Origin of the sequence: uncultured Roseibium sp., from assembly GCF_963675095.2 — a bacterium.
Taxonomy (GTDB): domain Bacteria; phylum Pseudomonadota; class Alphaproteobacteria; order Rhizobiales; family Stappiaceae; genus Roseibium.
On the sequence record NZ_CAXXSJ010000067.1, the window covers coordinates 18,347 to 31,870 of the forward strand.

The 13,524-nt window shown below is 61.6% G+C and carries 13 protein-coding genes, 1 other RNA gene and 1 pseudogene; 4 read left to right on the forward strand and 11 right to left on the reverse strand.

All coding sequences use genetic code 11. The features are described 5' to 3' along the window. Positions 1-3: 3 nt before the first annotated feature. The 8 genes from mraY to ABIN98_RS26260 all read right to left on the reverse strand — a co-directional run bounded on the left by mraY (position 4) and on the right by ABIN98_RS26260 (position 9,105). On the reverse strand, positions 4-1,086 hold the full coding sequence (gene mraY / locus ABIN98_RS26225) for a phospho-N-acetylmuramoyl-pentapeptide-transferase (RefSeq protein WP_346914735.1): 1,083 nt from the start codon (positions 1,084-1,086) through the stop codon (positions 4-6). A 10-nt stretch (positions 1,087-1,096) separates the two neighbouring features. Further along, complete coding sequence (locus tag ABIN98_RS26230; RefSeq protein WP_346914737.1) at positions 1,097-2,527, reverse strand: UDP-N-acetylmuramoylalanyl-D-glutamyl-2,6-diaminopimelate--D-alanyl-D-alanine ligase; 1,431 nt, start codon at positions 2,525-2,527, stop codon at positions 1,097-1,099. Beyond that, positions 2,524-3,993, reverse strand: a complete 1,470-nt coding sequence (locus ABIN98_RS26235) for a UDP-N-acetylmuramoyl-L-alanyl-D-glutamate--2,6-diaminopimelate ligase (protein ID WP_346914739.1) — start codon at positions 3,991-3,993, stop codon at positions 2,524-2,526. The genes ABIN98_RS26230 and ABIN98_RS26235 overlap by 4 nt, the downstream gene beginning before the upstream one ends. A gap of 85 nt (positions 3,994-4,078) precedes the next feature. Next, on the reverse strand, positions 4,079-5,791 hold the full coding sequence (locus ABIN98_RS26240) for a penicillin-binding protein 2 (protein WP_346914741.1): 1,713 nt from the start codon (positions 5,789-5,791) through the stop codon (positions 4,079-4,081). A gap of 10 nt (positions 5,792-5,801) precedes the next feature. Next, a complete protein-coding gene (locus ABIN98_RS26245) occupies positions 5,802-6,158 on the reverse strand; it encodes a hypothetical protein (protein WP_346914743.1) in 357 nt (118 codons plus the stop codon). A gap of 1 nt (position 6,159) precedes the next feature. After that, positions 6,160-7,197, reverse strand: coding sequence for a 16S rRNA (cytosine(1402)-N(4))-methyltransferase RsmH (gene rsmH / locus ABIN98_RS26250; protein WP_394701630.1), 1,038 nt, complete (start codon positions 7,195-7,197; stop codon positions 6,160-6,162). Continuing rightward, on the reverse strand, positions 7,197-7,667 hold the full coding sequence (locus ABIN98_RS26255; protein ID WP_346914747.1) for a division/cell wall cluster transcriptional repressor MraZ: 471 nt from the start codon (positions 7,665-7,667) through the stop codon (positions 7,197-7,199). The genes rsmH and ABIN98_RS26255 overlap by 1 nt, the downstream gene beginning before the upstream one ends. A 436-nt stretch (positions 7,668-8,103) precedes the next feature. Next, positions 8,104-9,105, reverse strand: a complete 1,002-nt coding sequence (locus ABIN98_RS26260; protein WP_346914749.1) for an AraC family transcriptional regulator — start codon at positions 9,103-9,105, stop codon at positions 8,104-8,106. Between the two features lie 161 nt (positions 9,106-9,266). Between ABIN98_RS26260 and ABIN98_RS26265 the strand changes: the two genes are divergently transcribed. The 4 genes from ABIN98_RS26265 (at position 9,267) to ABIN98_RS26280 (ending at position 12,125) form a co-directional block, all read left to right on the forward strand. Then, positions 9,267-9,713: a cupin domain-containing protein gene (locus ABIN98_RS26265; RefSeq protein ID WP_346914751.1), complete on the forward strand. Its 447-nt coding sequence runs from the start codon at positions 9,267-9,269 to the stop codon at positions 9,711-9,713. 33 nt (positions 9,714-9,746) lie between these two features. Then, positions 9,747-11,234 carry an NAD(P)/FAD-dependent oxidoreductase gene (locus ABIN98_RS26270; RefSeq protein ID WP_346914753.1) on the forward strand — a complete coding sequence of 496 codons (1,488 nt, stop codon included), beginning with the start codon at positions 9,747-9,749 and terminating at the stop codon, positions 11,232-11,234. A gap of 203 nt (positions 11,235-11,437) precedes the next feature. Continuing rightward, positions 11,438-11,596 carry a hypothetical protein gene (locus ABIN98_RS26275; RefSeq protein WP_346914755.1) on the forward strand — a complete coding sequence of 53 codons (159 nt, stop codon included), beginning with the start codon at positions 11,438-11,440 and terminating at the stop codon, positions 11,594-11,596. A 256-nt stretch (positions 11,597-11,852) separates the two neighbouring features. Continuing rightward, positions 11,853-12,125, forward strand: a complete 273-nt coding sequence (locus ABIN98_RS26280) for a DUF6959 family protein (protein WP_346914757.1) — start codon at positions 11,853-11,855, stop codon at positions 12,123-12,125. Between the two features lie 56 nt (positions 12,126-12,181). On the opposite strand, the gene rnpB is transcribed toward ABIN98_RS26280, so the two are convergent. The 3 genes and pseudogenes from rnpB to ABIN98_RS26295 form a co-directional block, all read right to left on the reverse strand. After that, positions 12,182-12,569, reverse strand: an RNA gene (gene rnpB / locus ABIN98_RS26285) — RNase P RNA component class A. 47 nt (positions 12,570-12,616) lie between these two features. Beyond that, positions 12,617-13,033, reverse strand: a complete 417-nt coding sequence (locus ABIN98_RS26290; protein ID WP_346914759.1) for a DUF2339 domain-containing protein — start codon at positions 13,031-13,033, stop codon at positions 12,617-12,619. Beyond that, positions 13,009-13,524 (reverse strand): annotated as a pseudogene (locus tag ABIN98_RS26295) (DUF2339 domain-containing protein); the annotation flags it as partial. The pseudogene ABIN98_RS26295 and the gene ABIN98_RS26290, both read right to left, overlap by 25 nt.

Below are 13,524 nucleotides of genomic sequence, written 5' to 3' on the forward strand. Positions count from 1 at the left end.
CGCCTACCTCAGCTTCAGGGTTGCAAGGCCGATCAGGGCGAGGACGACGGAGATGATCCAGAACCGGATCACGACCTGGGACTCCGTCCAGCCCATCAATTCGAAATGATGGTGGATCGGCGCCATGCGGAAGACCCGCTTGCCGGTCAGCTTGAAGGAAATCACCTGGGCGATCACAGAGACCGCTTCCAGCACGAACAGGCCACCGACGATGGCAAGAACGATCTCGTGCTTGGTGGCAACCGCAATCGCACCAATCATACCGCCGAGCGCCAGGGATCCGGTGTCGCCCATGAAGATGGCCGCTGGCGGCGCATTGAACCACAGGAAGCCGAGACCCGCCCCGATCACCGCGCCGCATATGACCGCCAGTTCGCCGGTCCCGGGCACGTGGTGGATCTGCAGGTATTCGGCAAAGACCGCGTTCCCGGAGAGATAGGCGATCAGGGCGAAGGACGCACAGGCGATCATCACCGGAACGATGGCAAGCCCGTCGAGTCCGTCGGTCAGGTTGACCGCATTACCCGCGCCGACCATCACGAAGGCGGCAAAGGGAATGAAGAAAAGGCCGAGATTGAAGGTCACCGCCTTGAGGAAGGGGAAGCCGATGGAGGTCGAAAACGGCGGATTGTCGAGAAGGGTAACCGCGTAGGCGGCCAATGCTGCGATCAGGAACTCCAGCCCGAGCCGGGCCTTGCCGCCGAAACCCTTGGCACTGGATTTCGTCACCTTCAGATAGTCATCGTAAAATCCGATCAGGCCGAAACCGACGGTCACCCCGATCACGATCCAGACGTAAGGATTGGAGAGATCCGTCCACAGCAGGGCCGCGACGAGGGCGCCGGACAGGATCATCAGCCCGCCCATGGTCGGCGTACCCTGCTTCAACAGATGGCCTTCCGGTCCGTCCGCGCGGATCGGCTGTCCGTGCCCCTGGCGCAGGCGCAGGCTGTTGATGATTTTCGGTCCGAACAGGAACACGAAGAACAGGGCCGTCATGATCGCACCGCCGGTCCGGAACGTGATGTACCGGAACACATTCAAGGCAGAAATTTGGTCGGCGAATTCGCCGAGAAAATAAAACATCCGAAGGTCCTCAAGCCGCCACGGTTTCGTCCGCAGGCGGATATTCCTTTTTCAGAGCCTCAACAAGGGGCCCCATCTTCGATCCGAGCGACCCCTTGATCATGATCACATCGCCGGAGCGCACATCTTCCAGCAACCGGTTGCGAAGCCCGGCCGCCTCTTCCGCATAGGCTGCGCGCTGGTGTTTGGGCAACAGATCCCAAAGCGCATGCATGTGCGGGCCCGAGCAATAAACCGTATCGACCCTCGCGTCACCGAGATGGGCGAAAAGGCCCGCATGAAGCTGGTCCGCCTGTTCTCCGAGCTCGCGCATGTCCCCAAGCACGGCGATGCGCCGGCCCGGACGGGACACAGGCGCTTCGCTCAGAACCTCCAGGGCAGCCTTCATCGACGCCGGATTGGCGTTGTAGCTTTCGTCGATCACATCGATATGGCCGTCGGGCAGCTTCAGCCGGGTCACCTCGCCACGCCCCTTCGGCGCGCGCATCTCCGCCAGCGCCAGTCCCGCCAGCGCCAGATCGGCGCCGAGTTCGACGACGGCGGTGAGCACAGCGAGGCTGTTCTTCACGTGATGGCGTCCCGGCGCGCCGATCTTGTAGGTAATCTCCTGACCGAGGATCTTCGCCTGTACGCTGGAGCTTCCCGGCTGGCGCGAGACCTTTTCTACGACCGAATCCGCACCGGCGGTTTCGCCGAACGTGTCGATGCGCGGGACACCGGCTGCGGTTGCCAGGAATTTCAGAAGATCGAACTGATTGTTGTCCCGGTTCAGGATGGCAACACCGCCCGGTTCCAGCCCTGCGAAAATCTCCGCCTTCGCCTGGGCGATCTTTTCGACTGACCCAAAAAACTCCAGATGGACCGGCTGCACCGTGGTGATGATCGCCACGTGCGGGCGCACCATCTTGACCAGGGGCGTGATTTCGCCCGCATGGTTCATGCCTATTTCGAACACCCCGTATTCGGTATCGGCCGGCATGCGCGCAAGCGTCAGGGGAACGCCCCAGTGATTGTTGAAGGAGGCGACCGACGCATGCACCTTGCCGGACCGCTCCAGCGTCAGACGCAGGGCTTCCTTGGTTCCGGTCTTGCCGACGGATCCGGTTACCGCGACGATTCGGGCATCCGTCCGTGCCCTGGCGGCAACGCCGAGTTGGCTGAGCGCTTCGAGCGGATCGTCGACGATCACGTACCGGCCGCCCTCGGGCAGATCGGCCATACGCTCTCGGGCCACAAGCGCCAGCGATGCTCCGGCTTCGAGGGCGGCTCCAACGAAATCATGGCCGTCGAAACGGTCACCCTTGATGGCAACAAAGGCGTCGCCCGGCTGCAGCGTCCGGCTGTCGATGGAAATACCCATAATTGCGTCTGGAACCTTGCCGGAGATTTCTCCGCCGGTCGCTTCGACAAAAGCTTCTCGGGACCACAACGGTTCGGTCATCGGGCATCTCCAAGGGCAATGGCTTCGGCCACGGCTTCGTGGTCGGAAAAGGGGTGTACCGTTTTGCCGACAATCTGGCCCGTTTCATGACCTTTTCCGGCCACACACAGAATATCGCCCGGTCCGAGCCGCCGGACGCCCTCGCGAATGGCCTCACCGCGATCGCCGATCTCTAGCGCACCGGGTGCCGCCTCCAGAATCGCCTTCCTGATCGTTGCCGGATCTTCACTGCGCGGATTATCATCGGTCACGATGACGATATCCGCCCTCTCGGCGGCAATCCGGCCCATCAACGGACGTTTACCCGGATCCCGGTCGCCGCCGGCCCCGATCACGACGATCAGCTTGCCGTCCGCAAACGGGCGCAGGGCCGCAAGCGCGTTTTCAAGCGCATCGGGCTTGTGGGCATAGTCGATGACGACCGTGCCGCCATTCGAGGTCTTTCCGGCAAACTCCAACCGTCCCGGCGCGCCTTTCAGGCTTTCCAGAGATCTCAGCGCCTTGCCGGTTTCAATCCCCGCGGCAATCGCCAGACCTGCTGCGATCAGAGCATTGGAGACCTGGAACCGTCCGATCATCGGTAGGGTCACCGTGTAGTCTCCGCGCGATGTCTGGATGGTCAGCACCTGCCCCGAAGTCGTCTGGCGCAATCCGGTCAACTTCAGGTCCTTGCCGGTTTCGCCGACACTGATGACCGGCAACTTCCGGTCCGCCGCGACCGCAAGAACCCGGTCCGCGTAGGATTCGCCCGGATCGACGACAACCGTCCCGCCCGCGGGCAGAAGATCGCGGAACAGGCGCAGTTTCGCAGTCAGATAATCTTCAACCGTCGCATGATAGTCCATGTGGTCACGGCCGAGATTGGTGAAACCGGCGGCCGTCAGGCGCACTCCGTCGAGCCGGAACTGGTCGAGACCATGGCTGGAAGCCTCGAGCGCGGCATGGGTGATCTTGTCGCGAGCCAACCGCGCGAGTTCCTTGTGGAGCGCCACCGGATCCGGCGTCGTCAGTCCGCCGTAGATGCGGCCGTCCGCAGTCACAGTGCCGATGGTACCAAGGCTTGCGGCCGAATGGCCGGCGACCTGAAAGATCTGGCGCACGAAATGGGCAACGGAGGTCTTGCCGCTGGTCCCTGTCACCGCAACGACCGTTTCAGGCTGATCGCCGTAAAAGGCCGCCGCCATCAGGGCGAAGCTGCGCCGCGGTTCGGCACTTGTCAGGACGACGGCACGTCCGGCTGTATCGGCCCGCACCTGGTCGGCCGCTTCTTGCGCGCACAAGATTGCAACAGCGCCTGCCTCCACCGCACCGGAGACAAAGCGCGCGCCGTCCGTGCTTGCCCCTTTCAGGGCGGCAAACAGAAAACCGGGCTCCACCGCACGGCTGTCGGCGGTCAGACCGCAAATATCGACCGTCTCCGCCCCTTCCGGCAGGTCCAGCTCGCGCGCTAATTTTTCAAGATGCATTTCATACGGTCGTCCGGTTAGTGCGTCGTCATTTTGTCATTCACGTACCGGATTTCGGCTGCGACCCCGCCGGTATGCGAATGCTCTAATAGTTTATTTCAATCGGTTGTTCTCCATCGCTGAAGCGCGGCATCACGCCCAGCATCGGTGCGGCCCGGCGAATGATGGCGCCAACGGTCGGTGCCGCGTTCAGACCTGCGGTCGCGCCGTACTTGCCTTTTTCCGGCTTCGGCTCGTCGACGACCACCAGCACCACGTAGCGCGGATCGTCCATCGGGAAGGCCGACAGGAAGGAGTTCCGGCGCTTGTTGGAAACATAAACGCCGTTCTCGACCTTTTCCGCCGTCCCGGTCTTGCCGCCCACCGTATAGCCCGGCACATCGGCATTCCGTCCGGAGCCGGACAGAACGTTCAGCCGGAACAGATAGCGCATGATCCGGCTGGTCTCTTCGGAAACAACCCGTTTTCCCAATGCCTTGACCTTGTCGCTGCTGCGCGGGAAGAAGGTCGGCGGCAACAGCGTGCCACCATTGACCAGAGCGGCAGCCGCGACCGCGGTCTGCATCGGCGTCACCGAAATGCCGTGGCCGAAGGAAATGGTCATGGCCGCCAGTTCGGACCATTTCGGCGGCAGCAGCGGAGCCGCATTTTCCGGCAGCTCGGTATGCGGCCGCTCCAGGAAGCCGAGCCGTCCGAGGAACTCCTGCTGCTTGTCGATGCCCGTAGCGAGCATCATCTTTGCGGTGCCGATGTTGGACGAATAGATGAAGATTTCCGGCACGGACAGGATCCGGTTTTTGCCGTGGAAATCGTTGATCGTGCGGCCGCCCGCACGGATCGGACGCGAGGCATCGAAGCTGTCGTTGATCGAAACCTTACCCGAATCAAGCGCCATGGCCGCGGTGAAGGTCTTGAACACCGACCCCATTTCATAGACGCCGCCGGTCGCCCGGTTGAGCCGGTTCTTGTCCAGGGCCTCGGATCGGTCGTTAGGGTCGTAGTCCGGCAGGGACGACATCGCGACGACCTCGCCCGTCTTCGCATCAAGCACGATACCGATCGCGGCGATGGCCTGGTAGCGCTCCATGGCCTTGACCAGTTCGTCGCGAACCACGTGTTGTACGCGGAGATCGACGGACAGACGAACCGGCTCCATCGGCCGATCGGAAGCGAAACCGAATTTCTGCAGATCCGCCAGCCATTCGTCATCGATGTATTTCTCGATCCCGGTCAGGCCCTGATTGTCCACGTTGACGGAGCCGACAATATGGCCGGCGGTCGGACCGCCCGGATAAAACCGCTTGTTTTCGGGCAGGAACTTGATGCCCGGCAGGCCGAGATTATGGATCTGGTTCGCCTGGTCAGGCGTGAGTTCGCGCTTCAGCCAGGCAAATCCGGCCCGGCTCTCCAGGCGCCGGCGAACCATGGCGGCGTCCAGATCCGGCAGGACGCTCGTCAGACCTTCGACGGTCTCGTCGACATCCTGCACACGACGCGGTTCGGCATAGAGCGAGGCCGTCTTGATATCGGTCGCAAGGATCTCGCCATTACGGTCCAGCAGATCGGGTCGCGAGGCGGCAACGGAATCCTGCGCCGACATCAAAGCCGGCGACTGGGTTTCGTCCATCTCGGCCAGAAGCACGAGGCGGCCGCCGATCATCAGATAGACGAATGCGAACGCCATCATCGCCAGATAGACGCGGGACTTGACCGCGCTGGAAGACACCGAGCCATGCACCGGACGCGGTTTCGCGCGGCGAACCTGAAGAATGGAACCGGTGTCGTGGGTAATTGCCATGCCGTCGCCCTTACCTGATGACCTGGGAGGTGCCGGCGTAACCGCCCATCGGGTCGGAACCGCCGACCGGCTTCAGCTGCACCGGACGGACCGGAAGGTCCTCCGGCGATATGATCTGATCCACCTCCAGCGGCTGGAGCTGAAGATAGGAGTTGTATCGTTCGACGAGATGCTGCAGCCGCTCGGGCTGATTGAGCGCGCTCCATTCCGCCTTGAGCATGCGGATGCTCTCCCGCTCCTCGTCGATCTGTTGCTGCAGTTCCGCGACCCGCGAGGCCGATTTCTTGGCCGCAAGCTTCATGTCATAGACCGCAGCCGCACCGATCACGACGGCAAGTACGAAGAGAATATTGAGATAGCGTCCCATCTCAGCCTCCTAATCCGTCAAATTCGGCAAGCCTTGGGACACCTGCCGCATGTATATCCAGCTCTCGCGCCGGCGCGTCTGTCCGGCGCCCGGCACGAAGCCGCGCGGACCGGGCCCGCGGATTGGCGTCCGTTTCCGCCTCGTCCGCTTCCACCGCCTTGCGCGTGAGCAATTCGAATGTCGGTGGCGGCACGTCCTCTTCCGGCATGTGCCGGGAGCCGCCGCCACGGGTTTTGGTGCGGTCCTGGAAGAACCGCTTCACGATCCGGTCCTCCAGGCTGTGAAAGCTGACCAGAACTAGCCGCCCGCCCGGTTTCAGGATCTTCTCGGCAGCGCCAAGCACCCGGGCTGCCTGATGCAGTTCGCCGTTCACATAGATGCGCAGCGCTTGAAACGTCCGTGTCGCCGGATGGATCTGGGCCTTTTTCGGCGAGCGTCCGAGCACCTTTTCGATCAGGGCGGACAGCTCCGCGGTCCGCTCGAACGGCTTTTCCTTGCGTGCATTATCGATGGCATGGGCAACGGTCGTCGCCCGCTTTTCCTCGCCGAGCAGGCCGATGACGCGGATCAGGTCCTTCACCGCCATCTTGTTGACCACATCGGCAGCGGACGGCCCCGCCTGCTCCATGCGCATGTCGAGCGGCCCGTCGCGCAGGAACGAGAACCCCCGCTCCGCCTGATCGAGCTGCATCGACGACACGCCGAGGTCCAGAACCACGCCGTCGACATGCTCGAAACCGGCACCTCGGGCATGGGCATCGAGATCGGCGAACTGGCCGGGCACGAGCGTCAGCCGCCCCTTCGCCTCTTCAACAAGGGACTGACCGCCTGCAATCGCATCCGGATCGCGGTCGATCCCGACGACGGATGCGCCAGCCTCCAGAAGCGCGCGGCTGTAGCCGCCGGCCCCGAAGGTTCCGTCGACCATGACCTCTCCCGATTTCGGCTCGAGATATCTGAGAACCTCTTTCAGGAGAACCGGCACATGACGCACAGGTCCGCCGGCATCCGAAGCAGGGCTTCTTTCGCTCAGCGCCATCATGCCGGCTCTCCTGGCAAGGGTGTCGGGGCCACTTGCCCCGACAGCATCGCGAGCGCGCGCTTTTGGGCCTCCGCGCGATGCTCGCGAAACTTTTCCGGTTCCCAGATCTGAAACTTGTAGCCAAGGCCCGCGAAGGTGACCTGGTCGGTGATGCCGGTGTGTTCGCGGACCATGTCTGAAATCATGATCCGGCCGTCGCCGTCGATCTTCGGCGTCTCGCTGGCGCCGAAAAGCGCAACGGCCAGGGCATCGTGATCCGGCGACAGCTTGGCGAACGCGTCGAGCCGGGTCTGGATTTCGCTGAGGAGTTCGTTACCGCCCGCATCGACGGCGGCACAATGGGGAGAGGCGATGCAGTAAAGGCCTTCGAAGCCGTCGCGCGCAAGAACCGCACGGAAGGGTGCCGGGATCGAAACACGACCCTTGGCATCCAGCCGGTTGGTAAAATGCGACACAAAACCGGCCATAACACCCCTCTAAGCAGGCAAAACTGCCTGACCAAGCCCAAGTTCCCCCTGAATGAAAAACGACGGCCGGTTTTCGGCCTGGAGCGGCACCAAATAGGAGCCGCCGTAACCGCCCTGACATGGGCCGCCAATCCCCATTCTGGGTTTTTATGGGATATCATGGGATCTTATGGGACGTCAATGGAATCCCATGGTCGTAGACCTGCTTACGGACAAGTGTCAGCAATCAAAGCAATTTTGATCCTGTTAAGATTAACGAAGCCTTGACAAATGGAGGGAATCGATCAGCGACAGCCAAAATATGCGGCGGCTCAGGTCGGAATTTCGATGCACATCAGCTTTGGAAGAATGCAAAATGAAGGCGCCGGCCTGCACGTCGGCTTCCATATGGACCGATTGCGAAAAAGATCGCCTTCCTCTCAGGGAACTGACGGGCTCAGAAGCTCTCTGTGCCGTGAAGGGTCTCGCGGGGATGCTCGCCGTAACGCTCTCTGTAGGCGGCGGAAAACCGGCCGAAATGTCTGTGGCCGGAAAGATGGGCCACATCCCCGACGCTTCTATGCCCCGTCTCGGACAGAAGCAGATGGCGCGCGAAGCTGAGTCGGCGGTCCTGAAGGTATTCGATCGGGGTTTGCCCCAGTTCCTTCCTGAAGACCAGCTGCAACGTCCTCGGCGTCGTTCCGGCCGCCGTCGCGATATCGAGCAGGCTCAGGGGGGCTGCGAACCGCTCGTTGATGATCGCCAGCGCCCGTTTCAGGACCGCCGGGGCGGAAGTGCACACCGGACGCTCCAGAAGCGGCGAAATTCCGCTGGGCTGGGTTTCGAGCAAATGAACGATAAGGTTTTCTTCGACCAGCCGTTGCTGGAATCCGTCGCAGCCGGAAAAGACCGCGCCGGCCTCGGCGGCACGCACCACGGCGCGCAGCTTAGCGAACCAATCCCGCGTCCCCGGCTTGTCCAGATCGATCCGGGGCGAAAACCGGACCCCCTGGTCGAGGGGCATGCCCGTCATTCGTTCGGCAACGTCGCGCATAAAGCCGCGGTCGATCTGTAAGAGAAGCTGTTCGCATCCGTCATGCCATCGCATGGCGGTGTGCCAGTCCGGATTGAGGATCGTGGCAACGCGGCTACTAGAGGAGACGGTCGCCCGGCCGTTGCGGATGGTGGCATGCCCGGCAAGCGGGATCTGGATCAGGAAGAAACTGTCGAGTTCCCCCGGCTCGATCTCCACATCCGCGCCGTAGCGGATGTAATTCAGCGAGATCGAACGGCCCTCTACCCGGTTCTGACAGGCATCGAACCGCCCCTCCCCCGAAGCCCTGTCCAGGCGATGGGCGCAAAAGTTCCTCGCGACAATTTCGCGTGCCTCATCGAGATCGGCCGTCTGAAACCGGCAAAACCTGCTGAGCGGCACGGTCTTTTGATCTTCAGCCAACATCCAAAAAGCTTAGATGCGGCAAAGTCAGGCTGCAAGCGGGCCGACTAGACGCAAGGTGGCAATTTGCCGCCGGCCATCAAGAAATTTCGCAATCTGGATAAAAGAAAGCGTCGCGGCAGACTTAGGCTCACAGCTGTCAAACCATAAAAAAGGGGACAGCTATGCAACATGGAGCAGGAATAACCGGCGCAGATGCCGGTCTGGACAACCTCGCCTGGAACGTCGTCGGCCACACCTACACGCCGAAACTCCTCAGCACCAATGCCTTCGTCTGGCATGCCGTGATCCCGGCGGACACATTCGTGCCGCCGCATATCCACCCGACGCAGGACGAATGGATCGTCATGCTGGACGGCGATCTGGAAGTCGAGATGGGTGGCCAGGTTCACAAGGCCGGCCCCGGGGATACGGTGCGCATGCCCATGGGCGAGGCCCACGGCATCTTCAACCGCTCGGGCAAGACCGCGACCTGCGTGTTCGGCGTCGCCCCCTCGCGCAAGCTCTACGACCTGTTCATCGCCCTCGACGGCGTGACCGATCCGGCAGAACTCGTGCGCCTGTCCGCCTTGCACGAAGTCGATTTCCTGCCGCCGCCCGACCAGGCCTGACCCGGCCCGGCGTCACGCGAAAGGAACATCAGCATGATCAACAGAAAGACTGTCGCCGTCATCGGCGGCGGCGTGAGCGGTCTTGCGGCCGCGAAAGCCTTCGACGAACGCGGTCACCGCGTCATCGGCTTTGAACGCAGCCACGATTTCGGCGGCGTCTGGGAACTGTCGCGCTCCTATCCGGACGTGCAGACCCAGTCGCCGAAGGAGCTGTACTGCTACACCGACCTGCCCATGCCGGACGACTATCCGGAATGGCCCAAGGGACCGCAGGTCCACAAGTACCTGCATTCCTATGCCGACAAGCACAAGCTCGCGCGGCTATTCCAGCTGAACACCAACGTGGCGTCCATGGACCGCCGCGCGGACGGCAAGCCCGGCTGGACCCTGACGCTGGAGGCGGCCGGCACTACCTGGACCCGAGATTTCGACTTCGTCGCGGTCTGCACAGGCCAGTTTTCCGACAAGAACATCATCACCCATCCCGGTCAGGAAGAATTCACGTCCGCCGGCGGCGCGGTCATTCACAGCTCGGAATATACCGACAGCGCGATGGCCGAAGGCAAGAACGTCGTGGTGCTGGGCGGATCGAAATCGGCCACGGATATCGCGGTGAATGCCGCGAAGAACGGCGCGAAGTCGGTGACACTCGTCTACCGCGAGCCGGTCTGGCGGATCCCCTACTTCGTCGGCGGCATCAACTTCAAGCGCCTGCTTTACATGCGCGCGCAGGAACAGCAGTTCAATTCATGGGGACGCTCGACCCTGGCTCGGGTCATCGCCGCCGTGTTCAAGCCGCTGATCTGGGCCAATTTCCGCGGCCTGGAGATGCTGCTCAAGACCCAGCTCCGGCTCAAGAAATGGGACATGGTGCCCGATGTGCCCATCGAAAAGGACATCTCCTGTTCGGTTCCGATCGTGACCCCCGGCCTCTTCGAAGGGTTCGATGACGGCACGATCAAACCGGTCCGGGGCACCATCGACCACTACGAACCCGGACACGCGGTCCTGACCAACGGCGACAAGGTGCGCTGCGATCTGTCCGTCCTCGCGATCGGCTGGAAGCTCGGCGTGCCCTATCTTTCCCAGGAGTATCAGGACAAACTGATCGAACCGGACGGCCAGTACCGGGTCTACCGGCTTGCCGTGAACCCGGACCTGCCCGACATGGGTTTCGTCGGCTTCAACTCCAGCTTCTGCACGGTGCTGTCGGCCGAAATGATCGCGAACTGGCTGGTCCGGTACTGTGACGGCCAGTTGGCCCATCAGCCGACCGACAAGGAGATGCGCGACAACATGGAGATGATGCTGAACTGGAGACGCAACGAACGCCCCGCCGCCCAGATCTACGGCGGCCTGTGTTCGGCCCCGTTCCACTTCAAGCATTTCGACGAGTTGCTCAGCGATATCGGCGCGAAAAAACACAAACGCTCCAATCCGCTCGCCGAGCAGTTCTCCTACCCGAACGCCAAGGCCTACGGCACCTACCTGGCCAGCGCCCCGCAGTATCAGGTGGGGTGAGAAGCGGAACTTAGACTATGGGGTAGTCACATCGCCATCTATCGCGGCTCTGGCTGAAAACAGCCAGAGCCGCTCGCTCTTGAGTTCATGGTCTGCTTCAAACCTGAAAAACACTACCTCAAGTAGTTGACTAGCCCACTCGTGAACTCGGATGATGCCGACACATTGGTGTCAGCAATAACAGAAACAAGTGCAGCGAAAACATGAACTTGGGCAAGGCCTTGAAGATCGCGTTTCGTCCGCGAAAAGGCACGGCGATTTATCTTGGCATAGTGGCAGCCCTAGCGATTGTCGAATTCGCGACCATCGAGCACCAGCCGTTTTTAAGGGTTTTGATGTTTACTTTCGCTTATCTGCTCTGAGCGCTCGCTTTAAAGCTTTATACCCACGTGTTTTTTCCGCTTTTTCTTCACTGCGCCGACAACACATTGCCGCGTGGATCAATGTTTCTCCTTGCTTTGATATTGCACGTGAGTGGGGGATTACTATTGCTCCCGCTGTTAATGGAACACTCCCAAATGAGCGGTGTTTGAATTCCGATGACAGGTCTCGAATTGTTTGCGAAGGTCATGACGATACACCCATCGCTTACAGACCACTTTCGCCTGCAGGTAACGTATGACCGAAAAAGCCGACTTGTTGACGGAAGCGCACAACTACGCGGTCGTTCAGTTGCCGGGAAGAAGATATCCGGGCGTCGTGGTCCAGGGTGATACACTCTTCAATCTGGTAAGAGCGCTTACGCCCTCCGGAGACGGCAAACGGGACCCCGACAAGGTTCAGGACGTCTTTGAGACGTTGAGCGAAGTGCTGGCGGATTACAAGAAAGTCTGCGCCCAAAATGGCACCGGTCTGCCATTCGTTGACGACGATCGCCAGCATTCAGAGTAACAAGACGACCGCCGCTACGGCGGTCCGCCCAGGCCACAACCTGTCTTGAAGAAAAAAGGACCAGTCGGCCTGTAAGCCGGGTTCTGTATGGCCCGCTTGCGCGGACGTGACAGCCATTCATCTGGGACGCCTGTTGCCAAACGCCTCTAGCAACCAACCCGGGCAGCGAGCCTGGAAACCGGCCGGGCTTGCGCCCATGCTGCCCCTATTCGGTTTTGCTCCCGGTGGGGTTTGCCGTGCCGCCCCCGTTACCGGCGGCGCGGTGGGCTCTTACCCCACCCTTTCACCCTTACCTCGGACAAGTCCGCGGCGGTTTGCTTTCTGTGGCACTTTCCCTGAGGTCGCCCTCGCCGGGCGTTACCCGGCACCGTGTCTCCGTGGAGCCCGGACTTTCCTCCACCGCGGCCTTTCGGCGCCTGCGGCAGCGGCTGTCCGGCCGACTGGTTCTGCTGCCTTATTTGGGATTGCACATCAGGTCAAGCAAGCCTGTGTCAAAACTCCCCTGCCCCTGCCTCGTTGTCCTGGGGCTCCCCGGACGGCCGTAACAGCATTCTCTGGTAGAGATAACCGATACCGATCAGGGTCAGGCCGAGCCCGATGAACGACAGCGCCCTCAGGACGCCTTCCAGCGCCGACATGTCCACCAGAAACACCTTGAGCACCACCAGGCCGATCACCACGCCGGAGACCTGACGCAGGAAGAGGGAATTCCGCACCAGCCCGGCGACGAGACAGGCGACACCGATCACGAGCCAGACAATGGAATAGACGTAGTTTTCCAGATCGGACACAGGCTCGGCGATCAGGTGGTCCGGGCTGAACAGGTTGCGGATGGTGAGATTGACGAAGGCAAACCCCATCGCTGCCGAAAAGACGGCGACCGTCAGAACATAGGGTTTCGGCCGCACCCGCCAGGCCACCCGGGCAAGGATACCGAAGAGCAGAACGGCAAGCCATAGGCAAAGCTCACCCAGTTGCCGAAGACCCCTGCGCCGACAGGTGCGCCGGTCACAAGCGGATTGAACTCGAAGAACAGCGTGAATGCGCCGTAGACAATGCCGCCAGCGCTGATCCAGATGGACGCCTGCTCCAGCACGGAGCCGCGCTCCCCCGGCAGGAACCGCGTAAGGCCGAGCGAAACCGCGCCACCGATAATGACCAGCATCGCCGCCGCCTGAAATTTCGCCTGCCAGGCGTCGAAGCGGAAATGCGGATCAACCCAGTGCAGCGCCAGCATGGCCAGGGTGACCACCACCGAGACGATGGCAACGGCCTGCATCCGCCCCGCGGACCTGTCGTGTCCCCTGGAGGTGAGCAGGACAGCGGAAAAGACGAGCCCGAGACACGGCACGCCGTAGCCGTAAAGCAGTGCGTTGAAGATCGGCGACGTCCCCAGCGC